Annotated in this window: 22 protein-coding genes, 1 tRNA gene and 1 pseudogene; 14 read left to right on the forward strand and 10 right to left on the reverse strand. The window is 69.5% G+C overall.

What is annotated here, in order from left to right:
• The first annotated feature begins 313 nt into the window (after positions 1 to 313).
• Genes BLQ75_RS03515 through BLQ75_RS03525 form a run of 3 tightly spaced genes read left to right on the forward strand, consistent with a single transcriptional unit; the run spans position 314 to position 2478 of the window.
• Positions 314 to 1345: a DMT family transporter gene (locus BLQ75_RS03515; RefSeq protein ID WP_244515208.1), complete on the forward strand. Its 1032-nt coding sequence runs from the start codon at positions 314 to 316 to the stop codon at positions 1343 to 1345.
• A complete protein-coding gene (locus BLQ75_RS03520; protein WP_092597678.1) occupies positions 1320 to 2171 on the forward strand; it encodes a bifunctional methylenetetrahydrofolate dehydrogenase/methenyltetrahydrofolate cyclohydrolase in 852 nt (283 codons plus the stop codon). Before BLQ75_RS03515 ends, BLQ75_RS03520 begins: the two co-directional genes overlap by 26 nt.
• A gap of 13 nt (positions 2172 to 2184) precedes the next feature.
• Complete coding sequence (locus BLQ75_RS03525) at positions 2185 to 2478, forward strand: DUF3017 domain-containing protein (protein ID WP_092598359.1); 294 nt, start codon at positions 2185 to 2187, stop codon at positions 2476 to 2478.
• 106 nt (positions 2479 to 2584) lie between these two features.
• On the opposite strand, the gene BLQ75_RS03530 is transcribed toward BLQ75_RS03525, so the two are convergent.
• The 4 genes from BLQ75_RS03530 to BLQ75_RS03545 all read right to left on the reverse strand — a co-directional run bounded on the left by BLQ75_RS03530 (position 2585) and on the right by BLQ75_RS03545 (position 5304).
• Positions 2585 to 3430 (reverse strand): DUF4253 domain-containing protein, encoded by an 846-nt coding sequence (locus tag BLQ75_RS03530; protein ID WP_092597681.1) that lies wholly within the window; start codon positions 3428 to 3430, stop codon positions 2585 to 2587.
• 158 nt (positions 3431 to 3588) lie between these two features.
• A complete protein-coding gene (locus BLQ75_RS03535) occupies positions 3589 to 3783 on the reverse strand; it encodes a DUF1918 domain-containing protein (RefSeq protein WP_092597684.1) in 195 nt (64 codons plus the stop codon).
• A gap of 149 nt (positions 3784 to 3932) precedes the next feature.
• Positions 3933 to 4364 (reverse strand): hypothetical protein, encoded by a 432-nt coding sequence (locus BLQ75_RS03540; protein WP_092597687.1) that lies wholly within the window; start codon positions 4362 to 4364, stop codon positions 3933 to 3935.
• Positions 4365 to 4473: 109 nt separating this feature from the next.
• Positions 4474 to 5304, reverse strand: a complete 831-nt coding sequence (locus BLQ75_RS03545; protein WP_092597690.1) for a metal-dependent hydrolase — start codon at positions 5302 to 5304, stop codon at positions 4474 to 4476.
• A 288-nt stretch (positions 5305 to 5592) separates the two neighbouring features.
• On the opposite strand from BLQ75_RS03545, the gene BLQ75_RS03550 reads away from it, so the two are divergent.
• From BLQ75_RS03550 to BLQ75_RS03565, 4 genes are all read left to right on the forward strand, one after another.
• The gene (locus BLQ75_RS03550) at positions 5593 to 6813 is read left to right on the forward strand and encodes an NADP-dependent isocitrate dehydrogenase (RefSeq protein ID WP_092597693.1); all 1221 of its coding nucleotides are present in this window, start codon (positions 5593 to 5595) and stop codon (positions 6811 to 6813) included.
• Between the two features lie 439 nt (positions 6814 to 7252).
• A complete protein-coding gene (locus tag BLQ75_RS03555) occupies positions 7253 to 7846 on the forward strand; it encodes a TetR/AcrR family transcriptional regulator (RefSeq protein ID WP_244515209.1) in 594 nt (197 codons plus the stop codon).
• 7 nt (positions 7847 to 7853) lie between these two features.
• Positions 7854 to 10043: an MMPL family transporter gene (locus BLQ75_RS03560; RefSeq protein ID WP_092597696.1), complete on the forward strand. Its 2190-nt coding sequence runs from the start codon at positions 7854 to 7856 to the stop codon at positions 10041 to 10043.
• Between the two features lie 357 nt (positions 10044 to 10400).
• Positions 10401 to 11174: a hypothetical protein gene (locus BLQ75_RS03565; RefSeq protein ID WP_092597699.1), complete on the forward strand. Its 774-nt coding sequence runs from the start codon at positions 10401 to 10403 to the stop codon at positions 11172 to 11174.
• 365 nt (positions 11175 to 11539) lie between these two features.
• Here the strand turns inward: BLQ75_RS03565 and BLQ75_RS03570 are convergent, their stop codons facing one another.
• Positions 11540 to 11743 carry a DUF397 domain-containing protein gene (locus tag BLQ75_RS03570; protein WP_244515210.1) on the reverse strand — a complete coding sequence of 68 codons (204 nt, stop codon included), beginning with the start codon at positions 11741 to 11743 and terminating at the stop codon, positions 11540 to 11542.
• Between the two features lie 11 nt (positions 11744 to 11754).
• Positions 11755 to 12570, reverse strand: coding sequence for a helix-turn-helix domain-containing protein (locus tag BLQ75_RS03575; RefSeq protein ID WP_170837302.1), 816 nt, complete (start codon positions 12568 to 12570; stop codon positions 11755 to 11757).
• A gap of 137 nt (positions 12571 to 12707) precedes the next feature.
• On the opposite strand from BLQ75_RS03575, the gene BLQ75_RS03580 reads away from it, so the two are divergent.
• Positions 12708 to 13016, forward strand: coding sequence for a hypothetical protein (locus BLQ75_RS03580; RefSeq protein ID WP_244515211.1), 309 nt, complete (start codon positions 12708 to 12710; stop codon positions 13014 to 13016).
• A gap of 36 nt (positions 13017 to 13052) precedes the next feature.
• Here BLQ75_RS03580 and BLQ75_RS03585 read toward each other — a convergent pair whose 3' ends face one another.
• Positions 13053 to 13487 (reverse strand): acyl-CoA thioesterase, encoded by a 435-nt coding sequence (locus BLQ75_RS03585; RefSeq protein ID WP_092597706.1) that lies wholly within the window; start codon positions 13485 to 13487, stop codon positions 13053 to 13055.
• A gap of 132 nt (positions 13488 to 13619) precedes the next feature.
• On the opposite strand from BLQ75_RS03585, the gene BLQ75_RS03590 reads away from it, so the two are divergent.
• Positions 13620 to 13694 (forward strand) — tRNA-Val (locus BLQ75_RS03590).
• A gap of 577 nt (positions 13695 to 14271) precedes the next feature.
• On the opposite strand, the gene BLQ75_RS03595 is transcribed toward BLQ75_RS03590, so the two are convergent.
• On the reverse strand, positions 14272 to 15276 hold the full coding sequence (locus BLQ75_RS03595; protein WP_092597709.1) for a DMT family transporter: 1005 nt from the start codon (positions 15274 to 15276) through the stop codon (positions 14272 to 14274).
• A gap of 225 nt (positions 15277 to 15501) precedes the next feature.
• Here BLQ75_RS03595 and BLQ75_RS03600 point away from each other — a divergent pair, with 225 nt between their 5' ends.
• Positions 15502 to 16299, forward strand: a complete 798-nt coding sequence (locus BLQ75_RS03600; RefSeq protein WP_092598371.1) for a helix-turn-helix domain-containing protein — start codon at positions 15502 to 15504, stop codon at positions 16297 to 16299.
• Between the two features lie 24 nt (positions 16300 to 16323).
• On the opposite strand, the gene BLQ75_RS03605 is transcribed toward BLQ75_RS03600, so the two are convergent.
• A complete protein-coding gene (locus BLQ75_RS03605) occupies positions 16324 to 16707 on the reverse strand; it encodes a DoxX family protein (protein WP_092597712.1) in 384 nt (127 codons plus the stop codon).
• A gap of 243 nt (positions 16708 to 16950) precedes the next feature.
• Positions 16951 to 18555, reverse strand: coding sequence for a Na+/H+ antiporter NhaC family protein (locus BLQ75_RS03610; protein WP_092597715.1), 1605 nt, complete (start codon positions 18553 to 18555; stop codon positions 16951 to 16953).
• Between the two features lie 595 nt (positions 18556 to 19150).
• Between BLQ75_RS03610 and BLQ75_RS22930 the strand changes: the two genes are divergently transcribed.
• The 4 genes and pseudogenes from BLQ75_RS22930 (at position 19151) to BLQ75_RS03630 (ending at position 23848) form a co-directional block, all read left to right on the forward strand.
• Entirely contained in the window at positions 19151 to 19345 is a 195-nt protein-coding gene (locus BLQ75_RS22930) for a hypothetical protein (RefSeq protein WP_139182897.1), read from the forward strand.
• A gap of 236 nt (positions 19346 to 19581) precedes the next feature.
• Positions 19582 to 21429 (forward strand): annotated as a pseudogene (locus BLQ75_RS03620) (flavin-containing monooxygenase).
• A complete protein-coding gene (locus BLQ75_RS03625; protein WP_244515213.1) occupies positions 21410 to 23005 on the forward strand; it encodes a Vgb family protein in 1596 nt (531 codons plus the stop codon). The pseudogene BLQ75_RS03620 and the gene BLQ75_RS03625 overlap by 20 nt, the downstream one beginning before the upstream one ends.
• 3 nt (positions 23006 to 23008) lie before the next feature.
• A complete protein-coding gene (locus tag BLQ75_RS03630; protein WP_092597721.1) occupies positions 23009 to 23848 on the forward strand; it encodes an SDR family oxidoreductase in 840 nt (279 codons plus the stop codon).
• Positions 23849 to 24045: the final 197 nt, after the last annotated feature.

Consider the following 24045-nt stretch of genomic DNA (forward strand, 5'->3'; position numbering starts at 1 on the left):
CCCCCGCCGACGTCCCCCGGTTCCGGGGTTTCGCCTGGTCGGATCGAACGGGGTGTCTTCCGGTGACCGTCGGATTTCCGCCTCCCGTGTCCGTTGTCGCGCAACGCATCCGGTGCCCCGGGGCCGCCGACGTCCCCCTTGGCCGATCCGTGAGCCCGGTGGGCGAAGAAGCGTGCGCGCACAGTCGTCGTTGGACATTCTTCCTCGGCGTGGCTCGCGGCGCGATCGTTTCGGCCGAAAACCCTCGGCCGGTGCGCGCCGGATCGGTCACAACGCCGGGTTCGGCGGCTCCACGGCCGATACGGTCACCCCCGTGAGTATCGAGACAGCCACCGTTTCCGCCGATCCCGATCGCCGGGTGCTGCCCCGCCTGCTCGGTTCGCTCGGCGCCGCGGCGGTGGGGTTTCTGCTCGCCTCGCAGTCCCGGATCAACGGAGTGCTGGGTGCCGGGCTCGACGACGCCCTGGCCGCCTCGGTGGTCTCGTTCGGCGGTGGGCTGGTGGTGTTGCTGGTGGTTACGTCGGTCAATACCAACGCGCGCCGTGGAGTGGGAAGGCTGGTCCGGACGGTGCGCTCGGACGGCGGCCTGCGCCCGTGGCAGTGCCTCGGCGGTGTGTGCGGGGCCTTCCTGGTGTTCAGTCAGAGCGTGGCCGCGAACCTGCTCGGCGTGGCGTTGTTCACCGTGGGGGCGGTGGGAGGGCAGATCGCCAGCGGCCTGGTCGTGGACCGGCTTGGGCTGGGGGCCGGTGTGGTGCGTCACTTCACGGCGCACCGGGTGGTGGGTGCCCTGCTCGCGCTGGGCGCCGTGGTCGTGGCCGTCTCGGCCCGCCTCGGAGGTGCCGACGCCGGCTGGCTGGTGCTGCTGCCCGCCGTAGCCGGTGTGGGGGTGGCGTGGCAGCAGGCGATGAACGGCCTGGTCAAGCGGACGGCAGGTTCGGCGGTCTCCGCCGCCACGCTGAACTTCGGCACCGGCACCACCGTGCTGCTCGCCGCCTTCGCGGTCGACAGCGTGCTGCACGGGCTGCCGACGGAGTGGCCCGCCGCCCCCTGGCTGTACCTCGGCGGCCCGATCGGGATCTTCGTGGTCGCGGGTTCGGCGGTGCTGGTGCACTACACCGGCGTGTTGCTACTGAGCATGGGAATCGTGTTCGGCCAGTTGTCCGGAGCGCTGCTGCTGGACCTGGTGCTGCCGGTGGCGGGTTCCCGGGTCGACCTCGCCACCGGGCTGGGCGTCTGCCTGGCACTGCTCGCCGTCGCCGTCGCCTCCATGGGCAGGGGTGGAGTACCCGCCCGCGCGCGGTCTGCGACGATAGCGAACCGTGAGCGCCACGATTCTCGACGGTAAAGCCACCAAGGACGCCATCTACGAGGAGCTGCGGCCCCGAGTGGCCGCCCTCGCGGAACAGGGTCGTACACCGGGTCTGGCCACGGTCCTGGTCGGCGACGATCCGGCTTCGCACTCCTACGTGCGCGGCAAGCACAACGACTGCGCCCGCGTCGGGATCAATTCCATCCGCAAGGAGCTGCCCGCCGACATCGGGCAGGCGGAGCTGGAGGGAGTCGTCGACGAGCTCAACGCCGATCCGGCCTGCACCGGTTACATCGTCCAGTTGCCGATCCCGAAGCACCTGGACACCGGATCACTGCTGCAACGGGTCGATGTACGCAAGGACGCCGACGGGCTCAACCCGGTCAGTCTCGGCCGACTGGTGCTCGGTGAGCCCGCGCCCCTGCCTTGCACCCCCAGGGGCATCGTCGAACTGCTGCGTCGCTACGGGGTCGAGCTCGACGGGGCCCATGTGGCCGTTCTCGGCCGGGGGATCACGGTAGGCAGGCCGCTCGGGCTGTTGCTGACCCGCCGCAGCGAGAACGCCACCGTGACGCTGTGCCACACCGGAACCAAGGACATCGCCGCGGAACTGTCCAGGGCCGATGTCGTGGTCGCCGCGGCGGGCAAGCCGGGGCTGGTCACGCCGGACATGATCAAGCCCGGTGCGGCCGTGCTCGATGTCGGAGTCACACGCGGCGACTCCGGACCGCTGGGGGACGTGCACCCCGACGTCGCCGAGGTCGCCGGTTTCCTGTCGCCGAACCCCGGCGGTGTCGGACCGATGACGCGCGCCATGCTGCTCACGAACGTCGTCGAGGCCGCAGAGAGCGCCGCGAACTGAAGTGTCGAAGGTCATGATCGATCGGTTCGGCGGCAAGTGGGGTTCCGCGCGGCTGTGCTTCGCGCTCGTACTCCTGGTCGTCCTGATCGGGGTGCTGCGGGTGGCGATGTCGCACTGGCGCGACGGGGCGACGCTGCTCGGCGGGGCGTTGCTGCTCGCCGCGACGCTGCGCGGGGCGCTCCGCACCGAACGGGTCGGTCTGCTGGCCATCCGGGGCCGGGTCGTGGACGTGCTGCTCTACGGCGGGTTGGGGCTGATGATCGTGTTCGTGGCGATAACGATCGAAGGTGGCCCCCTCGCCGGGTGAGAGCCTCGACCACCGGCGCGGCGACTCAGCGGGGGTATCGCCGTCGCCCGGCGCCGAGCGGCGGGGCTTCCCGCCGATCTCCGCTTCCGGAGAGGGAGGCGGCTGGTCAGTCCCACCAGAACGACCACTGCCGCCTGCCCCGGATCTCCTCGGCGTAGGAGGCGATGCTGCCGCTGTCCTGCATCACCCGATCGGGGGCGAAGGTCCAGTGCTCGGCCGCGACCGCCGCCGCGTGGTCCTGGCGCGCCGGTGGTGCCGCGACGCTGAGGTCCAGCCTGTCGGGCCCCAGCCGAAGCACCCGGGCGCCGAAGCGCTCCTCCCAGCTGCGCAGCATCGCCGAGAGTCCGGCGCAGCGTGAGACGTGGTTCGCGGCTCCGGACCAACCGAGCACGGTGAGGACGTCAGCCCCGCGCGGTACCGGTACCAGGCCTAGGCGGGTGTGCTCGTCGAGCAGTCGCTGGGTGAGCTGGTTGGCGAGGACGGTCGCGTCCGCCAGCAGGTCACCGGCGGGGGCGGTCCCCGGACAGGTGTGGTCGAACGGTGCCAGGCTCTCCAGGTCGTAGGCCGGGCCGAGGTCGGAGTCGACCTGGCACAACCCGTCCCAGATCCGCGTCATGACCTGGTCGACCTGCCACTTGTCGATGTGCTCGCGCGGTTCCGGCGCGACCACCCCGACGGTGCAGCGGTCGCCGTAGGTCTCGGTGTCGTCGACCAGCAGCAGCGGCCAGAGGCCGTTGTCCCGGCTCTCCGCGCGCAGCACCGCCAGCAGCTGCGCCGACGGGGGCTCCTTGCTCATCCAGCACAGCGGGCCGGGCTCCTGCTTGTCGGCGATCCTGGTCGACTGCTCGGTCAGCAGCTCGCCCGCGGGCAGTTCCCTGTTACCCGCGAACCCGATCCGAAGCATCGCCAGCGGGTCGGCAGCGGTCTCACCCTGCCGTTCTTCCCATAGCACCGCATCGCCTCCTCACCAAGCGGTCCCGCGCCGCGAGCGGCGAATCGGGATTGTCGCTGTGGCGATCAGTGTGCCATTCCGGGAAGTCCGGCGGCTCGCACACTTGGGGCGGTGCCTTCCGCTCACCCCGAATTCCGGGGAAGTCCCCCCGGGGCGTCTCACGCGCCCGCGGGGTGCCCCTCCACCTCGCAGTCCGTTCCGGGGTAGACGAGCCGCTCGTGTCCGTCGTCGAACCGCACGAGGTACGGCGGGGCACCGTTCTCCCCACGCACTTCCAGGATCACTCCGGCCCGATCCGCCTGTTCGACCGTCCTGCTGTGCACGTACAGTCGTTCTCCCGTGCTCGCCTTCATCGTCGTCACCTCCTGTGGAACGCGATGCCAGGATAGGTGATGCACGACACGACGCGCAGCGATCCGGGCCGGTGACCACCGGATATTCGCGGTGGGAGGTGGCGGGACACGGCGGGGGAGTTCCCGGGGGTCCGGGCGGAGAGCTCCGGTCAGTTGCCGGTAATGCCGGAGCAGATCTTGAGCACGCGTTCGGTCTGCTCCAGCTGGTGCTGGGTCCACTCGGCACTGTTCTCGATGGTGACCTCGCCGGACGAGACCCGTCGCATCGACTGCTGCACGTCCCGCAGCGCGTCGCTCAGCGCCTGGTCCGAGGTCTGCTCGGCCAGCTGCCCGATCTCTTCCGCCTTGGAGCGGGCCTGCTCCCGGACCTGCTGCTGGTCGGAGAAGTCCGGCACGAAGTTGACGGCCCCGGTGGCCTTCGCGCAGTTCTGGGCGGCTTCGAGCCCCTGCTGGGCGTTTTCGACGCCCTGCTGCGCGTCCTCCACGCCCTGCTGGGCCTGCTGCAGCTCGCCGCACGCCGCCACACCGGCGAACAAGGGGAGCGCGACCGCCAGTACGGCGAGTTTGCCGCGAATACGCATGTTTCCTCCGTCGTCGGCGCGGACTGTCGAGCGGTCCGCCACACACGCAGCCTACCGGCGAGAGGGCGGGTTCCGGGGGAATCGGAGCGCCGGATTCGTCCCGGTTCGCTCAGCGGGGGGTTATCCAGGCCATCACGCTGGGGGGCAGGCCGAGCTGTTCGAGCCACGGGACGGCGCCCACCCGGTAGAGCACCACCGTGGACAGCAGCACGGCCGCGATGGTCAGCCCGGGGCCGACCAACGCCAACTCCACCTTGCCGCCGGTCCGCATCCGCAGTGCTTTCGGCGGGGCGACCGGGTACCAGGTCCGGCCGCCCAGCGGGATCGGCCACAGCATCGGGCAGCCCTGCTCGGTGACGGCGTCACCGATGAAGTGCGCCACGCACCCGATCATCACGGCGGTGCCGAAGGCGGCGGCGTCGTGCGGCTGGTCGCCCGTCCAGGCCCAGCACACGATCGTCAGCGCCAGTGAGACGGCGGCGATCAGCAGCGCGTCGCTCTGTGGTGACCAGTTGTTCATCAGGCCTCGCACCGTCAGGCCCGCGAAGACGAACATCAGGATGCCCAGGGCAGTGCCGTTGCTGCTCTGCACGATCGCCGTGGTGACCAGGCCGGCCAGGATCGCGAAGACCACGGTGTGCGTGAAGCCGCGGTGAGTGCCCGACCGGTCGCTGTCATGCTGGGTGCGGGTGAGCCTGTACAGGAACCCGCTCAGCCCGCTCAGGGCGGAGGAGACGCCACGGGACATCCCGCCGAAGGTGCGCGCGACGGTGGAGGACGGGTGGTCGATGTCGGGCAGGAGCGCGGAGCCGGTGGCCAGTGTCGCCCCCACCACCCAGGTCTTGGGGGAGAGCTGGCCGATGGTGTGCGCGCCCGCCAGGGCGGTCACCGCGGCCCAGGCCGCGAGTCCGCTCATCGCGTGGGTGGGTCCGGTCGCCAAGAGGTCCCTCCAAGGTCACGGCTGAGGCGAGCTTAGCCCGTGTGATCGCCGGGATGTGCGGGACTCGCGCCGTCCCGGCCCGATGGGCGCGGTAACGCCGGTTCGGGTGTGTCGTTGCTCACTCTTTCGAGGGGTGTGCCGCCCGTCCGGGGGAGTAGCGCTGCGACGCACGCCTGTGGGGTTCGGTGCCGTGGAACCCCTCCGTGACGGGTGGGGCTCACAACCGGCCGGTTTAGCAGTACGCTTGTACCGTTTGCGTTTCTCGTGCGAGAGGAGCACCCCGCCACCATGAGCAAGATCAAAGTACAGGGGACGGTCGCCGAGCTCGACGGCGACGAGATGACCAGGATCATCTGGTCCTTCATCAAGGACAAGCTGATCCACCCCTACCTCGACATCAACCTCGACTACTACGACCTCGGGGTCGAGCACCGGGACGCCACCGACGACCAGGTGACCGTCGACGCCGCCAACGCGATCTCCAAGCACGGCGTGGGCGTCAAGTGCGCCACCATCACTCCCGACGAGGCGCGTGTCGAGGAGTTCGGGCTCAAGAAGATGTGGCGCAGCCCCAACGGCACCATCCGCAACATCCTCGGCGGCGTGATCTTCCGCGAGCCGATCGTCATCTCCAACATCCCGCGCTACGTGCCCACCTGGACCAAGCCGATCGTCATCGGCAGGCACGCGCACGCCGACCAGTACAAGGCCACCGACTTCAAGGTTCCCGGCGCGGGCACCGTGACCGTCACCTACACCCCGGCCGACGGCTCCGAGCCGATGGAGCTCGAGGTCGCGAACTTCCCGGAGCAGGGCGGCGTGGCGATGGCCATGTACAACTACCGCCGCTCCATCGAGGAGTTCGCGCGGGCGTCCTTCCGCTACGGGCTGGAGCGGGGCTACCCGGTCTACATGTCCACCAAGAACACGATCCTGAAGGCCTACGACGGCGTGTTCAAGGACGTGTTCGAGGAGGTCTACGAGAACGAGTTCAAGGCCGACTTCGAGGCCAACGGGCTCACCTACGAGCACCGGCTGATCGACGACATGGTCGCCACCGCCCTGAAGTGGGAGGGCGGCTACGTCTGGGCCTGCAAGAACTACGACGGTGACGTGCAGTCCGACACGGTCGCGCAGGGCTTCGGCTCGCTCGGTCTGATGACCTCGGTGCTGATGACCGAGAACGGCACGGTCGAGGCCGAGGCCGCCCACGGCACGGTCACCCGGCACTACCGCAGGCACCAGCAGGGCCAGGAGACCTCCACCAACCCGATCGCCTCCATCTTCGCCTGGACGCGCGGGCTGCAGCAGCGCGGCAGGCTGGACTCGACCCCCGAGGTCGTCGAGTTCGCCAGGACGCTGGAGCAGGTCGTCATCGAGACCGTCGAGAGCGGCAAGATGACCAAGGATCTCGCGCTGCTGGTCGGCGGCGACCAGCCGCACCAGAACACACAGGAGTTCCTGAACACGCTGGACGAGAACCTGCAGAAGAAGATGGCCCAGCGCTGAGGCTCACCCTCGGGTGCGATCGGGCACGCGGCGGTTTCACGAGGAATCGGCGCCGTCCGGCCGTGCCGTAGCGCCGGAGGACGGAAGTTCACGGGGTGCCGTGCCGCCGTGCGGATGACCGCGCGGTGGGGCGGCGCCCTTTTTCATGGCTCGGCCTCGCCAGGTGCGCGGTTACGGTCACGGCTCCACGGCACACCGTCCTCGGCAACCCCGACGCCGCGCGCGACCCGGTGGGAATCGGACATCCGTGTGGCGCCGAGTCCGCCCGCCACGCCGGGCGATTCCCCTGCTTCCGGGGTGCGAACCGGTCCTCGCGGAGGCTTCCGTCACGCCGATCGGCTCTGCTCCGCCCCACCGTCCGGTGGTGCGAGCAGATTCACAGACCGATCCGGTCGCTTTACCGACCGAACCGGTCGGTAACTCCGGTAGTGTCGACCACGTGACACGACCGTTCCGGGAACAAGTGGACGAGGAGATCCTCGACCGCGCCGCCGAACTGTTCGCGCAGCACGGATTCGCGCAGACGTCTCTCAAGGCGCTGGCCGAGGCGGTCGGCCTGTCCAAGGCCGGCCTGCTGCACCACTATCCGAGCAAGGAAGCGATCCACGAGGCAGCGCTCGACATGGGGCGCGCGCAGGCCCGTCGGGTGCTCGACGACGTCTCGCGACTGCCCGCCGGGCCGGGGCGGGACATGCGCGCGCTGGAGCTGCTGACCGACGTCGCGCTCGAACGGGCGGGCCTGGTGAGCCTGGCACTGCGGCCCATCACCGTCCCGGGCGAGATCGAGGAGGCGCTCGACGTCGATGACGTGCTCATCCACGAGATATTCGCCCTCGACCCGGCCGACCAGGACTCGGAACGGCTCATCCGGGTCATCGGCGCGCTGAGCACACTGGCCGTGCTCAGCCTCACGGCCAATCACCACGGCGACAAGACCACGTGGCGTCCTCGGATCATCGCGACCTGCTTCGACGCCCTCGGCCACTCCCGTACCGGCACGTCTTCGCCCGGTTCCGACCAGCTGGAGGACTGACTGCTACATGGCACGCCTGTTATACCGACTGGGGCTCGGTGCCCAACGGCACCGACTGCTCGTCGTCGTGATCTGGTTGATAGCGCTCGCGGGTGGTGGCGTGGGCGCGGCGACGCTTTCCGGGCCCACCTCGGACAGCTTCTCCATCCCCGGGCAGGAGTCCACCATCGCCCAGGACAAGCTCCAGGAGGAGTTCGACACCGGCGGTGGCGCCACCGCCCGCGTGGTGATGCGGGCCCCGGACGGTCAGCAGCTGACCGCTCCCGCCAACGCCGCCGAGGTCAAGGGCCTCGTCGCCGAACTGTCCGAACAGCCCGGGGTGGTCTCGGCCAGTAACCCGCTGAACCCGAACTCCCCCACGGTCAGTCCCGACCGGACCACGGCCTACAGCACGGTCACCTACGACGGCGGCATCGGTGAGATCACCGAGAAGCAGCGTGACGCGATGCTCGACACCGTCGAGCAGGCCGACCAGGGACCCTTCACCGTCGAGGTGAGCGGCCAGGCCGTCACCGCGACCCCCTCCGTGGGAGGCCCCGGTGAGGCGATCGGCGTCATCGCCGCGCTGGTGGTCCTGAGCCTCACCTACGGCTCGCTGGTCGCCGCCGGGATGAACCTGATCACCGCCGGTGTCGGCGTGGGGATCGGCGCGCTGGGCGTCAGCATCGCCACCGGCTTCATGGAGCTGCAGTCCACCACCTCCATCCTGGCGACGATGCTGGGACTGGCGGTCGGCATCGACTACGCCCTGTTCATCATCAACCGCCACCGACAGGAACTGCGCCAGGGCAGCGACATCAGGACCTCCATAGCCACCGCCGTGGGCACGGCGGGGTCGGCGGTGGTCACGGCCGGGCTCACCGTGTTCATCGCCCTGGTCGGGCTCTCGGTGGTCGGCATCCCCTTCCTCACCCAGATGGGTGTGGCGGCGGCGGCGACCATCGTGGTGGCCGTCCTCGTGGCCATCACCCTGGTGCCCGCCGTGCTCAGCTACCTGGGACGGCTCGTGCTGCCGCGCAAGCAGCGCAGCGCACCGGCCGATACCGACGCCAAGACCGAACGGGCCGTCTACCCCGGCTGGATCCGCGCGGTCACCCACGGTCGGATCCCGGCACTGCTGATCTCGCTGGTCGCCCTCGGCGTCGTGGCCGTCCCGGCCGCGTCCATGCAGACCACGCTGGTGCAGACCCCCTCCGAGGGGACCACGCAGGCCCGGGCGCAGCAGATGCTGGCCGACAGCTTCGGGGAGGGCGTCAACGGCCCGCTCGTTGCCTACTTCGAGGGCGGCGACGCGCCGCGGACCGCGCAGCAAGCCACCAAGGCGATCGCCGGGCTCGACGACGTCGCCACCGTCACACCGCCCACACCCAACGCCGACGGCGACGCCGCGATGGTCACCGTCATCCCGAAGTCCGGTCCCGCCAGCGCGGAGACGGAACAACTGGTCGGTGAGCTGCGTGAGGAGCTGGACGGCATCAACGGGGCCGAGAGCTACGTGACCGGCACCACCGCCGTCAGTGTCGATGTCGCGCACTCGCTGGACCAGGCCCTGCCGATCTACCTCGTGCTGGTCGTTGGGCTCGCCCTGATTCTGCTGGTGCTGGTGTTCCGCTCGATCCTGGTGCCGCTGGTCGGCGTGCTCGGCTTCCTGCTGACCCTGGGAGCCGCGCTCGGCGCGACCGTGGCGGTGTTCCAGTGGGGTTGGCTCAGCGACGTGGTCAACCTCGACGACACCGGACCGCTGATCAGCCTCACCCCGATCCTGATGATCGGCATCCTGTTCGGGCTGGCGATGGACTACCAGATCTTCCTGGTGTCCCGGATGCACGAGGCCTACCACAAGGGACACGCGCCCCGCGACGCGATAGTGAGCGGCTTCCGACAGGCCGCCCCGGTCGTGGTGGCCGCGGCGCTGATCATGTTCTCGGTGTTCGCCGGGTTCGTCCCGGCGGGCAACGCCACCATCAAGTCCATCGCCTTCGCACTGGCGGTCGGCATCCTGGTGGACGCCTTCGTGGTCCGCATGGTCCTCATGCCAGCGGCGCTGGCGCTGCTGGGCAGGGCCGCGTGGTGGCTGCCCCGCTGGCTGGGGTGGCTGCCCGCCCTCGACGTCGAGGGCAACGCGATCACCGAACAGAGCGAGACCGACGACGGGAGCGGCTCCGACGAGAAGCAGCGGGCCGGAATCGGTTCGTGAGCCGGAGACCGGCCGTGTCGTTCGGCCGGTGAGGCCGAGTCCGGCTGGTGAGTGATCGGGTGGCCCGGCGCCGTGGGATTCGGCGCCGGGCCACCTTCTTCTTGCCGGGAGTCGGAGAACGTGGGGTTTTCCCCGGTCGCCCGTCGACTTCTCGCGGGGCCTGCCGCCCGGGTGTGGTGGGTTGCGGTGTCGCTGCGGGTGCAGTGGTCCGTAGTGGTGCCGCCGTGCCCGTGCCGCCGTGGTGCCGGAAGCCCCGCGAGAGGGTCGGCCGGAAGAGCACTCCGCGAAAGCGGACAGGGGTTCGGTGAGTAGTTTCGCTCTGTCCTGGCCACTCCGTGCTCTGTTCCGGTGACGGTCATGAGTACCGACGCCGCCGCCGACTTCGCGAGACCGGGGAGCGCCCCACCGGGCCCGGTGATCACCGCCGCGTTGCTGGGTGCCTTCCTCGTGATGCTCGCCCGCTCGCTGCAACTGCTCTGGCAGCAGGACACGTTGCTCGACGTGACCACCACGTCCTCGCAGCCCGGGGTGAGTGGCGTGCTGCTCCGGGGGTTCATCTACTGCTTCATCGCGGCGGTGGTGGCGGGATACCTGTGGTTCACGACCCGTGCGATGTGGCTGTGCGGGCTCGCCCGGCCGGTCGCCACCGTGCTGGTGAGCCTCGGCGTGGCCGCGCTGCTCGTGCTGCCGGCGGCGGTGCTGCTGCGGTACGCGCTGGATTCGAACGCGGGCTGGTTGACGGAGCTCCTGTTGCTTCCGCTGCTGAGCGCGCTCGGCTACGCCTCGGTGGTGCGCTTCGAACTCGGCCTTCACGGTCGTTCCAGGGCGCCTCGACCCACTTCCAGGACAGCGACCTTCGGGGCGGAGGTGCTGGGGATCTGCTTCGTGCTGGTCTTCTGGTGGGTGTGGAGGCACTACTGGGGCGCCTGGCTCGGAATCGGCATGTCTGTACAGCAGGAACCCGCGAGCCTCATCGTCGCCATCCACTGCGTGCTCGCCGTGCTCCTGCTGGTGCAGGGGTGGTTCCTGGTCCGCATGATGCGGGTGATCTACCCGGTCGGACCGGTTTCGGTGCTGTTGCCGGCTCTCAGTGCCTCGGTGGTGCTGGCCGTGCTCGTCGGTCTGGCGTAGTGGGGGGCTGTGGGAACTGTGGCGAGCGCGTTCCGGTTACGAGGTCCACATCCCGTTGTTCGCGCTGCTGGCCGCCGCGAGCTTCGGTCTGGTGGTGCGCCGGGCGCACCGAAGGAGGACGGTGCCGGGACCGAGGACGTGAGAGCGGGGCTTCCCGAAGCCGCTCCTCGCCCTCGTGAGGGGGCGCACTCGGCGGAACCTCCCGTGCGGTTCCCGCCTCGGGAGCTCCGCCGTCGGATGGGTGGACCGACGGTCCCGATCCGTCGATTTCCCGCGAGATCGCCGCCTCGCGGGGGAGCGGCGGCGTGAATTTCGCGAGAAATCGACGATCACGGCAGGCGCGGGTCGGGAGGTTCGGCCCGGCGTCAGCCGAGTCGGTCCCGGCGGAGGTGGTGCAGGAAGTTGGTCCACTGGGTGTGGGTGAAGTGGTGGGTGGGGCCGGTGGGGTTCTTGGAGTCGCGCAGTCGCCAGCCAGTCGCGTCGTAGGCGACCTCGACGCAGTTCTCCGCTCCGCCGCTGAAGCTGCTCTTGACCCAGTGAAGCGTTTCCAACGCCATCCTGTCGTACATGCGTCGCCCTTCTAAGTCAGTTCCCCGATACGTCGTTCGATGGCTTCGAGCGTCTTCTGCGGACTCAGTGCTACGGCGCGCAGGTTGTCATAGGCGAGGTTGTAGACCCGGACGTGCTCGCGCCCGAGGTAGTCACTGCCAGTCAGGCCCTCGGTGTAAACGATACTCGGCTTGCCCTCAAGCAGCGTGATGATCGTGAAGGCCGTGCCGTGACATGCGTGTGCGCCGCCGTCGAACGGGATGATCTGCACGGTGGTGTCGGGTGTCTCAGCGAGACTTCTCATTTGTTCGAGTTGACCGCGCAACACGGCCTTTCCACCGATCTCGCGGTGCAGAGCTTCTTCACCGATTACCAGCCAGAGCCGCGTCGTCTCGCTGTTCATCAGACGTTCCGCGCGCTTGGAACGTTCTTCGGCCATGCGATCCACGTCGGCCGGGGCGACTATGACCGCGCTGCGCAGTATGGCGCGGGCGTAATCGAACGTCTGCACGGTTCCCGGGAACGAGTCGGGGAAGAACAGCTTGAGTTCGGTCGCGGCGGCGACCAGGTTGACGTACTTGGTCGCCCACTCGGGGACACGTGCGGGCGGCAGCCTGCGGCGCGCTTCCGCGGCGAGTTCCTTGAGGGCGTCCGCGCGCTCTGGCGCGATGCCGAAGACATCGATCGCCTTCGCCAGTTCCCTGTCGGTGACGCTCTTGTCGCCCTGCTCGACCTTCGAGAGTTTGCCCGCGTACCAACCGAGCCGCTTGGTGGAATCCGATGTGGACAACCCGCTGCTCTCACGGGCCTCCCGCAGCTCGGCGCCCAGCAGGATGATCCGTTGCACGATACGTGATCAAAGGGATGCGCAGCATGACCGGGACGTTCATTGGCCGGGAGTTCGACGGGCCGTCGACGGAGGATCCGTCGCACGCGGGGCGAAACGGGAGAAACGGGTCACTCGCGCATCCACTGGACGCCCACGTGGTCGATCCGACGGACATGCCGCCGCTGTGCGGCGAGAGCGAGTTCGCGGAGTTGATGAGCGGCATGGTCACCGATACCGCGCCCAGGGTGTTCGCGGTGGTGCGCGAGTACGGCGAGCGGGTGGACGCCCACGTGGCCGCCTGGGGCATGGTCTTCGAGGACCACGCCGAGGTCGTCTCGGTGGACGGGACAGTGCGGATGCGGGTCTCGGAGCCGGAGCGGGCCGCGCGCAGGTTCGGCTTCGGCAGCCACATCCGCGCTCGTGTGGTGTGGCCGAGGGCGGGCGGTGCGCCCGAGCCCTGTTGAACGCGGCTTCCGGTCACCGCCACGACGAGCGGGCGATCACAGCGAGCGCAGCGCGGCCCGGATCTCCTCGGGCACCGGAAGGGTGGTGTGGGTCTCGCGGTCCACGTAGACGTGCACGAACCGCCCCAGCGAGGCGGGTCGCTCGCTGCCGTTGCCGAACACCGCCAGCCCGTAGGTGACGCTGGAGTTGCCCAAGCGCCGCAGTCCGATGCCCACCTCGACGTCGTCGGGGAAGCTCAGCTCGGAGAGGTAGCGGCAGCCGGTCTCGGCGACCATGCCGATGGCGGGCAGCGCGCGGATGTCGGTTCCGGTGGCCCGCATCAGCCAGCCGTTCACGGCGGTGTCGAACCAGGAGTAGTGCGCCACGTTGTTCACGTGGCCGTAGGAGTCGTTGTCACTCCACCGCGTGGTGATCGGCCACAGCACGTTGAAGTCGGCGCGCTTCGGTGGTGGATCGGGAAAGTCGGACACGGCGGGCAGCCTAACCGGTCGGGGAAGGGTGGCCCCCGTGTCAAGGACGATCGTCACGACCGGTAAGATGTTTCGTGTCCGGCCACGAGGTGGCAAGGCTCCGAACGGAGCATCCACCGGCCGGGTGCGTTGGCGCGATTAGCTCAGCGGGAGAGCGCTACCTTGACACGGTAGAGGTCACTGGTTCGATCCCAGTATCGCGCACCAGCTCCGATCCGGAGTGCTTCTCCGGTCGTCCCGCCGGAACGGCACGGTTCGTTCGATTCCGTTCTCCCGCGCGCCGTCGAGGTGCGCCCCCTGCTGTTGTCGTCAGGGGATTCACCGTCCGGTTGAGATTTTCCCGCTGATTTCCTCCGCTGGTTGCCCGTGTCCCGGCCGGCGGGGACGCTCGGCCGGTCGAAGCGGGTTACGAACCGGAGTTCGTGCGTGGCGGTTCGGAGAGCCGGGATCGGTCCTGATCTCGTCGGAGATTGGTTCCCCGGCTTTCGTGGTTTTCCCCGCGGGGATCGCATCGATGGGACGTACTGCGCGCTGGAACCCTTCCGCACGGCGGCATCGGCGACCCCACCGGCCTCCCCGAGGTGGAATGCTCGCCCGTTCGGTCGCCCCCGGCCGCTGTGGACCTCTCAGGCGGAGAACGGCCGCTGCGCTGCTCCGCCCTCGTGAGAGCCCGACAGGGGCGGCTTCGCGCGAGCGCCACCGAGCGAGCTCGCCCGGTGCTACGACGCGTCACTCCCGGGCGGGGTGCGAGGGGGCGAATCGTGGGGTGCCGCCGGACGGTGGCTCAGCCCGGCTCGCTCTCCGCGCGCTCGGGACCGCTCGGCGCCCGGGAAGCGGTCGTGGGCTCCCGCCCGGGGCTCGCGCGAAATCGTCCCCGCGTCACCGCCAGCAGCGCTCCGACCAGCATGACCAGTGCTCCCACGAGCTGTGGTGTCGTGAAGGTCTCGTCCAGGAAGAGTAGCGAGCAGGTCGTGCCGAACACCGGAACGGTGAACATCATGATCGTCGAGGTCGAGGCGCTCACCGTTCGCAGCGCGCGGTAGTAGCAGAGATAGGCCACGGCCGTCGGCCCCAGTGCGAGGTAACCGATGTTCACCCAGGTGCTCGCGGAAACCTCGGCCCACGCCACCTCGGGCATCGCGGGCAGGGCGAACACCAGCAGCCCCAGCGATCCCACCAGCATCCCGCTGGTTGTGGCGCGCAGTGGTTCCATGCCGACCAAGACCCTCTTGGAGACGATGCTGTAACCGGCCCAGCAGGCGGCTCCCAACAGGAACACCAGGTCCCCACGCGGTCTGGTCCCCTCCAGCGGGGAGGCATCGCCTCCGGCGCCCAGGAGGAAGACCCCCGCCCCGCCCATGCCGAGCGCGAGTCCCGCGATCCGGGCGGCCGAGGCCGACTCTCTCCTGAACGAGAGCAGCACCAGTGTCGTGAGCACCGGACTCAGCACGGGCACGATGACGCTGCCGTCGATCGACGGGGCCAGCGACAATCCCCGGAAGAAGAGGACGTTGTAGGCGAACACCCCCAGCATTCCCACCGCACCGGCCCGTAGAAACCGTCCCCGCGACATCGCGGGTGCGGGCTCGGCCCTCCCACGTGCCACGCCCAGCAGGACCAGCAGCACCAACGTCCCGCCCCCGAACCGCAGCACCGCGGCCACTTCGTGCGGGAGCTCGCTCACCACCACCTTCGAGCTGGTGAACGCGCTGCCGAAGAAAACCATCGTGACCAGCAGGTAGAGGTGTGCTTCCACGGATTCGTGCCGTTGTCGGGTCCGCCGCGCCATGTATCGCTCCCGTCCGGACGTGTGCACTTCGGTTCACCGGTCACCTCGGAAACCCGCTTCCGGTGTGCCGCCCGCCGGGAACGCGGTGATCTTCGGCTGCCACCGGGCCGCCAGACCCAGCGCGGCGGCACTGTGCCCTCGTGTCGTGCCCGGCGCGGGCGAGGAGCCGCTGTCACGGGGAGATCATGACTCCCGGCCCACGGCCGGGTCTTGTACATTCTTCGCATGATCACCAGCTCGGGAGTGGCTGCGTGGCGTCCTCCCGTGCCCGGGATCGTGGAGGCCTACCACGCCCACCTCGTCGAGCACTCCTATCCGATGCACGCCCACGACTCGTGGACACTGCTGGTGGTGGACGAGGGGACGGTGCGCTACGACCTGCACCGCCACGAGCACGGCGCGCTGGGGAGCCTGGTCACCCTGCTGCCGCCGCACGTCCCGCACAACGGAACACCGGTCACCCCGCGAGGACTCAAGAAGCGGGTGCTCTACCTGGATCCGAGCCGGTTCGGTGACGACCTGGTGGGGCTCGCGGTGGGCGCGCCCACCATCGACGACCCGCCGCTGCGCCACCACGTTCATCAGTTGCACGAGTCCCTGATGGTTCCGGGCGAGGATCTGGAGGCGGAGAGCCGCCTCGCGCTCATCGTCGAACGGCTGCGGCGGCACTTGACCGGGCGGGCCGAAGCCGCCCGGCACGCCGGGTACTCCGAACTCGCCGTGCGGCTGCGCGAGCTGTTGGAGGAGCATCTGGTCGAGGGGATCACGCTCCGGCGGGCGGCGAAGTTGCTGTACGCACACCCGGCCCACCTCGTGCGGGTTTTCAGCGGGGAGTTCGGCACTCCCCCGCACCGGTACCTGATCGGGCGCAGGGTCGATCTCGCCCGCCGGTTGCTGCTCGACGGGATGGCGCCCCGGTTCGTGGCCACGTCGGTGGGGTTCTACGACCAGGCGCATCTGGCCAGGCACTTCAGGCGGGTGATCGGTACGAGTCCGGGGCGGTTCGGCCGTTCCCGGTGGTAGGGCCGTGGTGAGGCCGTGGTGGGGTCAGCCGCCGAAGGATTCTGGCCCGAATCGGCCCCACGCCACGAAGGCGGCCAGGGCCAGGTAGACCAGGTTCGCCACGACGGCCGTCCGCTCGTCACGCCGAAGGTGGGTGAGCATGGCCCCGATCATCAACGCCATCCAGCAGACGGCGGTCACCGGCACCATGACCGGCGCGATGTCGACGACGGCTGGAAGCGTGATGCCGAACGCGGCGAGAATCTCGACGGCTCCGAGGGTCTTGACGAAGCCGACGCCGAAGTCGGCGGTCCACCCTCCGTTGGAGGTCGCGGCCAGCTTGTCCTTCGGCACGAACAGCTTCGTGACACCGCCGACCAGCATGACGACGGCCAGCAGTCCGGCGACGATCCACAACGCCAGATTCATGGTGCTTCGCTCCGTGCGGGAGTGGGGGCACGCCTCGTTCGGGGACAACCTGTCACATCGTGCCCGCGCGGTACGAGTCGTTTTCCGGATTCGTCCCGGTTCGGGAGGAGTCCGCGGCGAATGGTCCGGTTGGGACAGTCGCCGCTCCGGCCACGGCCGCGCGAGTCGGCGAGCCGCGGCACCGGGCGGGCCGCGAGCGACGTGTCAGCGACCGCCGCTCCGACTCCCGGCCCCGTCCGGTCCTCACCGCGCTCCGACCTCCTCGCCCCGCCTGTCCCCCGAGTCGCCGGGTACGCGCCTGCCGAGCAACCGCAGTCCGACCAGCAGCACCGAGACAGAAACCAGGAAGGAAGCCCACCACGGAAAGCCGAAGCCGATCGGCAGCAGTCCGAGGACCACCGCGACGGCCCCCGCGTACATGGCGTAGGGGATCTGGGTACGCACGTGGTCGACCACGTCGCACTGCGAGGCCAGCGAGGAGATCACCGTGGTGTCCGAGATCGGTGAACAGTGATCGCCCCACACCGCTCCGGCCAGCACGGTGGCCACGCTGGCGTAGATGATCGGGTGCCCACCGGCGGTTTCGGCTTCCTGCACCCGCAGCAGTGACCAGGCCAGCGGCACGGCGAGCGGGGTCAGGATTCCCATGGTCCCCCAGCTCGTCCCGGTCGCGAACGCCACGGCGGCGGCGAGCACGAACAGGATCACCGGCAGCAGCGAGGCAGGCAGCGCCTCGCTGAGCGCCCCAGCCAGGAACTCGGCGGTCTTGAGCTTCTCGGTCAGCGAGGACAACGCCCAGGCGGCCGAGAGGATGATGACCACGTAAAGCACCGACTTGATCCCGGCGAACCACGCGTCCACGAACTGCCCCAGGGACAGAATCCGCTGTCCGAAGCTGAGCACCGCCGCGACGAGCAGCGCCACGAGCGAACCCCACACCAGCGCGGCGAACGGATCGCCGTTGCCCATGATCTCGAAGACGGTGCTGCCGCTGCCGGTTGCCAGCAGTCCCACGAAGGTGGTCACGACCAGGGCCAGGATCGGCAGCAACGCGTTCAGGAATCGGCGCGGGGTGCGCTCCTCGGGGCGCAGCTCGGCCTCGGTGTCCTCACCGGATCCCAGGTTCGATCCCGGACGCAGTACGGTTCCCGACTCCCGGGCACGCTGCTCGGCACGCGCCATCGGGCCGAAATCGCGTCGGCTCGCGGCGACCGCGAACACCAGCACCACGGCCAGCACCGGGTAGAAGGCGTAGCGCAGCGAGCTGACGAACACGGCGAAGCCGCTCTGGTCGAGTCCGATCTTGCCGACCGCGTCGTCGACCAGCCCGACCTGATAGCCGATCCAGGTGGTGAAGAGCCCGCACGCGGCCACCGGGGCCGCGGTGGAGTCCACGATGTAGGCGAGCTTCTCCCGTGAGATCCGCAGCCGGTCGGTGATGGGGCGCATCGTGTTGCCCACCACGAGACTGTTGGCGTAGTCGTCGAAGAAGATCGCCAGTCCCAGTCCGCCGGTGGCGAGCTGCCCCCGGCGGGGTGTGGCGGCCCAGCGCGTCACCAGTTTCACGATGCCGTCGGTGCCCCCGTTGCGCCGGATCACCCCCACCAGGCCGCCGATCATCAGCGTGGCCACGACGATCATCACGTGGTCCCGGTCGGCGAGCGCGTCGACGATGTGCACTCCCACCGTGTCCAGCAGCGAGGTGCCCAGGCCCGTGAGGGTGGCGCCTTCCAGCAGCCAGGCTCCCAGCCAGACTCCGGCCAGCAGCGCGGGGATGACCTGCCGGGTCAACAGCGCGAGTGCGATCGCGAGCAGCGGAGGCAGGATCGACAGCCACGTCGCGGTCATCGAGTTCCTTTCGGGCGGTGATGATTGGACCTCCGCTGCGGGAGGTCGTTGCCGGAAGGCATCGCGGAGTGGTGAGCACTTCCCGGTGCACGGTGCATGATTTATGTCACCCGGTGTGGGTTGTGGCACACAGTAGCTTTGTTTGGTCGAACATCAAATAGTCATTCGTTGCTTCAACCCACGGGGTAATCGTACTTTGTTGCGCATGGTGTGCTGATAGTTGCGTGCCGGTGACCAGCGGAAGTGTCCGATCGGGCGGAGTGTCCCCGGGGTGGTGATCTCCCGGGGTGGCTCCCTCGTAGGGGTGGTCATCCCCGCTTCGGGAGACCTCGCGTGGTTACCCCGGGTTCTCCAGGAGGGAATGGCGTGGCGGGATCCAGGGTGTGGAATATTTTTCAGTCACTTGATTGACTGGTTTCGATCAACTGATTAAATTGGTTGACTGAAAAGGTTGCCGGGGTCCTGCGGCTCACCAGGCCGGAACGGAGCGTGTGACATCGGTGAGGACTACGACGAGGAGGACCGCTCGGATCGACCGAGCCGCGGCCACCCGAGGGGCGATCCCGGGCTCCACGGGATCGTCACCGAAGACTCGATGCGCTCCGAATCGCTGCTGCTGTCCCTGAAGGGGATGGACCGGTGCCTGCCCGAGCTGCCGGACCACGTGCGAACCGAACGCTGGAACATGGCGCTGTACCTGACCAGGTACGTGTGCGTCGAACGGAACGCGCCCTCGCCGAGGTGCTCACCACCGCGCACTCCGACTGGGAGGAACTCGTCACCAGCCTGACCGAAGCGCTCACGGGCTCTGGTCGGCCCCGGTGACACGTCAGCCGTGACCGAACCCCGACCCGAGACTTCGAACCGAGCGGACGTCGATGACGACGACCGCCGGAACCGGTGCCGCGCTCCGGCGGAGAACGAGACGGGCCGGGTCCGGCCAGGCGCGCCACTCGAAGACCGGCGGGTCGGGAGGTCCTCGGCGGGAACCGAAACAGCGACTTCCGAACTACAAGGACCGGACACATGACGAACGACGAGCGGACGCTCGAAGCGGAGCTGCTGGACCCCGACAGGCTCGGCTTCGACCCGGAGGAGCTGCGCGCTCGCTACCGCATCGAGCGGGACCGGCGGCTCCGCCCGGACGGGGCCTCCCAGTACATCGCACCGACGGGTGACTTCGGCTACTACGTGGCGGACCCTTACGCCGAGTCCGAACCGGACCGCGAACCGCTCACAGACGAGGTCGAGGTGCTGATCGTCGGCGCGGGATTCGGCGGGTTGCTCGCGGGGGCGCGGCTCCGCCAGGCCGGTTTCGACTCGATCCGCCTGCTGGAGAAGGGCGGCGACGTGGGGGGAACCTGGTACTGGAACCGCTACCCCGGTGTGCGCTGCGACATCGAGTCCTACATCTATCTGCCGCTGCTGGAGGAACTCGGTTACGTACCGAGCGAGAAGTACGCGCGGGGCGAGGAGATCCGCCAGCACACCGTCAACATCGCCCGGCGGTTCGACCTCTACCGCGACGCCTGCTTCCAGACCGAGGTGACCAGTGCGAGCTGGGACGAGTCCAAGCGGCGTTGGAACGTTACCACCGACCGCGGCGACAACATGGCGGCGCGGTAGGTGATCTTCTCCAGCGGGCCGTTCAGCAGGCCGAAGCTGCCGGGTATCCCCGGCATCGACGAGTTCCGGGGCCACACCTTCCACACCAGCCGGTGGGACTACTCCTACACCGGCGGGGACCAGACGGGCGGGATGCACAAGCTCGCGGACAAGCGCGTCGCGGTCATCGGTACCGGCGCCACCGGAATCCAGTGCGTGCCCGATCTGGCCGAGGACGCGGGCCACCTATACGTCTTCCAGCGCACCCCGTCCGTGGTGGACGAGCGCGGCAACCGCCCCACCGACCCGGAGTGGGCCCGGAACCTGCCCCCGGGCTGGCACGACCGCAGGCGAAACGACTTCCTCGCGGTGCTGGGCGGCGACCGGACGGCCGAGGACTTGGTGGGCGACAGGTGGAGCGACCTCGCGCACCTCTACAACGCGGTGGCGGACGAGGCCGGAAAGGAGGAGCTCACCGCCGAGGAGCACGAGCTGGTCCGCGAGATCGCGGACTTCCACAAGATGAACCAGGTGCGGGAACGGGTGAACTCCCTCGTCGAGGACGAGGAGACCGCGCGGGCGCTGCGACCCTGGTACCGCTACGAGTGCAAGCGCCCCACCTTCAACGACGAGTACTACCCCGCCTTCAACCGCCCGAACGTGACCCTTGTGGACACCGAGGGTCGCGGTGTGGAACGCATCACCGAGACCGGGCTGGTCAGCCAGGGCGTTGAGTACGAAGTGGACTGCATCGTCCTCGCCACCGGCTTCCAGGTCGGCGGCTCGCACCCGGCCGCGTCCGGTCTACCCCTCCACGGCCGGGACGGTGTGACGCTGCCCCAGCACTTCCGGAACGGCATGCGCACCTTGCACGGGTTCACCAGCCACGGTTTCCCCAACCTGTTCTGCATGGGACCGTCGCAGAACGGTGTGGCGCCCAACTTCACCCACGTGCTCGACGACCAGGCCACCCACATCGCGGCGGTGATCACCGAGTCCGCCAAGCGCGGGGCGGCCTACGTGGAGCCCACCCGGGAGGCCGAGCAGGCCTGGGTCGACGAGATGAGCGCCAAGGCCGGGGTCGACAGGGCGTTGGACGAGTGCACCCCGGGCTACTACAACAACGAGGGGCACTCCTCGGTCGTGCGTAGCTTCTACCGGCCGGATGAGCTCGAGTTCGCCGACACACTGCGCGAGTGGCGCGAGAACGACGGATTCACCGAGCTGCTCGTCCAACCGGGGGAGAACGATGGCGACGAACCGAACTGACGGTGGGGGGCCGAACCCGGGGGCCGAGCGCCCGAAACCGGTGCGGCTGAACGAACCGAGCCCGCTGCGGGGAGCCAACGGCATCGCCTTCGGGCCCGACGGGACGCTCCACGTGGCGCAGTTCCTCACCGGCCGGATCAGCGCGGTGGACACCACCTCCGGCGAGGTCGGGGTGGTGGTCCCACCGGGGAGCCCGGTGCTCACACCGGACGACATCGCGTTCACCCCCGACGGGACGATGTACGTCGCCGACGTGGCCCCGGGGCGGGTTTGGCGGCGCTCCCCGGACGAGGAGATCCACCTGGTCACCGATGCCCTGGTGGCGCCCAACGGCATCACGTGCCTCGGTGACCGCATCTTCGTCAACGAGATGCGCGACGGCGGCGGGCTGTTCGAGCTGTTCCCGGGCGGCGGGGAGCCGGTGCCGCTCACCGAGGGGCTGGCCCACGGCAACGCGATGCAGTTCGGCCCCGACGGGCTGCTGTACTACCCGCACATGATGACCAGCGAGGTCCGGCGGATCCCACCGGAGGGAGGGGAACCCGAGCTCGTCGCGAGCGGAATGCCCGTGCCGGTCGCCGTGCGCTTCGACCTGGCCGGGAAACTGTTCGTCCTCTCCTGCGACCCGGCCGGGACCATCACGCGGGTGGACCGGGTGACGGGGCGCACGTCGAGCTTCGCCACCGGGGTACCGGGCCTGGACAACGCCGCGTTCGACGCGGACAACCGCATGTTCGTCTCCAGCTTCGTGCGAGGGAGCATCACCGAGCTCGGCGAGCGGGGCAGCGCTCGCACGGTCGTCCCGGCCGGGCTGAACGGGCCGTTCGGAACGACGGTCGACCCCACCGGCAGGGTCTACGTGGCCGATCACTTCGGTCTGTCGGGCCTGTCTGAGTCGGGAGGGCTCGACCAGGTGGACGTGGTGGGCGGGACGCTGCCCTCCCTGCCCCGGAACGTGGTCGCGACCGGCGAGGTCCTTCAGCTCGCCACCGCCGGCGGTGAGCTCCACGCCTACGACCCGGTGCGGGGGACTTCCCGCAGGCGTGTCGCCGGGCTCGGCGAACTCGTCGGGATGGCCGTGGATCCGGGCGGACGGGTCGTGCTCGCGGCACCGGGGAGCGGGCGAGTGCTGTCGGTGGACGAAACGGACGCGGTCCGGGTGCTGGCCGAGGGGCTGGAGCACCCGGTCGGGGTGGCGCTCGACGAGGACGGGCGCTGCTACGTCAGCGACGACCGGCTCGGGCGGGTGCTGCGCCTGGACGCCGAACCGGTGGTCGTGCTCGACGGGCTCGACGCGCCGCAGGGGATCGCCGTCAGCGGCGGTGAACTGTTCGTGGTCGAGGCCGGACACCGCCGGTTGCGACGGTTCGACCCCGAAACCGGGTGGAGCTCGACCGAGGTCGCGGACCTGGCCGTGGAGACGCTTCCCGGGGTGGACGGGACCGGACCGGACGGCAGCGGTCGTCCGAGCCCGTTCGCCGATCTGGTGGTGAGCGGGGACGGCTCGCTGCTGCTGGCTGCCAACGGTGAGGGAAGCGTGCTGTCGCTGCGGATCCGAGCGGAAGGGACGGGGTGACCCGTGAGCGGGGAAGTGCTGGTGGTCATCGGCAGCGGCGGGATGGGACGAGCCATCGCGCGCCGCGTGGGAAGCGGCAGGCGTGTGCTGCTCGCCGACCTCGACGAGAACACGCTGGAATCTGCGGCAGCGGTGCTGCGCTCGGACGGCCACGACGTGGTCACCCGACGAGCGGACGTCTCCTCGCGCGAGTCCGTGGCCGAACTGGCCCGCGCCGCCGCCGAACTGGGTCCGGTGACCGGGCTGGCCCACACGGCGGGACTCTCGCCGGCCCGGTCATCGGCGGCGGTGATCCTGCGGGTGAACCTGCTCGGGGCGGCACTGGTCCTGGAGGAGTTCGAGCCCGTGGTGGCCGAGGGAGGATCGGCCGTCGTGATCTCCAGCATGGCCGGGCACATGGGCGCGACGCTCGACCGGCAGCAGGAGGAAGAGCTGGCCACCGCCCCGGCCGGTGAACTGCTCGAGCTGCCGTTCACCGCACCGGAGGAGGTGACGGATCCCGGTCACGCCTACTCGCTCACCAAACGGGCCAACCAGCTCCGGGTGCAGCGGGCCAGTGTCACCTGGGGCGAGCGGGGCAGCCGGGTCAATTCGATCAGCCCCGGCGTCATCTCGACCCCCATGGTGCGGGAGGAGCTGGATTCGCGGCACCTCGGTGCGGTGCGCACGATGGTCGAGGCGTCCGCCGCCGGGCGGCTCGGCACGTCCGAGGACATCGCCGCGGCGGCGGCTTTCCTGCTCGGGCCGGAGGCCACCTTCGTCAGCGGCACCGACCTCCTCGTGGACGGCGGCGTGGTGGCAGCGGTCCGGGCCGGACGGCTGGGGACCTCGGGGCGGGGGTGATCCGAGTTCTCCGGTCGGGTTGAGGCGGTGGTGGCTCGGCGGAACCTCTCGCGGGCTCCCCGCTCCGGCGGGCCCGACATCGAGCGGGGTGCCGCACGACGTCGGGCCCGCCCCGCGAGGGCGGCGCGGGAGCCCCCGAGGCGGTGCCGTCCGCGTGGGTGGTTGTCGGCGCTGCCGCACCGAGGAGTACCGACGAC

This window comes from Actinopolyspora xinjiangensis, from assembly GCF_900104475.1.
In the GTDB taxonomy this organism is placed as follows: Bacteria; Actinomycetota; Actinomycetes; order Mycobacteriales; family Pseudonocardiaceae; genus Actinopolyspora; species Actinopolyspora xinjiangensis.

Bases quoted from the DNA above. Each gene is read 5' to 3' on its own strand.
- BLQ75_RS03525 (WP_092598359.1), top strand. From the start codon at position 2,185: ATGATCGATCGGTTCGGCGGCAAGTGGGGTTCCGCGCGGCTGTGCTTC.
- BLQ75_RS03535 (WP_092597684.1), bottom strand. From the start codon at position 3,783: ATGAAGGCGAGCACGGGAGAACGACTGTACGTGCACAGCAGGACGGTC.
- BLQ75_RS03540 (WP_092597687.1), bottom strand. From the start codon at position 4,364: ATGCGTATTCGCGGCAAACTCGCCGTACTGGCGGTCGCGCTCCCCTTG.
- BLQ75_RS03550 (WP_092597693.1), top strand. From the start codon at position 5,593: ATGAGCAAGATCAAAGTACAGGGGACGGTCGCCGAGCTCGACGGCGAC.
- BLQ75_RS03560 (WP_092597696.1), top strand. From the start codon at position 7,854: ATGGCACGCCTGTTATACCGACTGGGGCTCGGTGCCCAACGGCACCGA.
- BLQ75_RS03565 (WP_092597699.1), top strand. From the start codon at position 10,401: ATGAGTACCGACGCCGCCGCCGACTTCGCGAGACCGGGGAGCGCCCCA.
- BLQ75_RS03570 (WP_244515210.1), bottom strand. From the start codon at position 11,743: ATGTACGACAGGATGGCGTTGGAAACGCTTCACTGGGTCAAGAGCAGC.
- BLQ75_RS03595 (WP_092597709.1), bottom strand. From the start codon at position 15,276: ATGGCGCGGCGGACCCGACAACGGCACGAATCCGTGGAAGCACACCTC.
- BLQ75_RS03600 (WP_092598371.1), top strand. From the start codon at position 15,502: ATGATCACCAGCTCGGGAGTGGCTGCGTGGCGTCCTCCCGTGCCCGGG.
- BLQ75_RS03605 (WP_092597712.1), bottom strand. From the start codon at position 16,707: ATGAATCTGGCGTTGTGGATCGTCGCCGGACTGCTGGCCGTCGTCATG.
- BLQ75_RS03610 (WP_092597715.1), bottom strand. From the start codon at position 18,555: ATGACCGCGACGTGGCTGTCGATCCTGCCTCCGCTGCTCGCGATCGCA.
- BLQ75_RS22930 (WP_139182897.1), top strand. From the start codon at position 19,151: ATGCGCTCCGAATCGCTGCTGCTGTCCCTGAAGGGGATGGACCGGTGC.
- BLQ75_RS03625 (WP_244515213.1), top strand. From the start codon at position 21,410: ATGGCGACGAACCGAACTGACGGTGGGGGGCCGAACCCGGGGGCCGAG.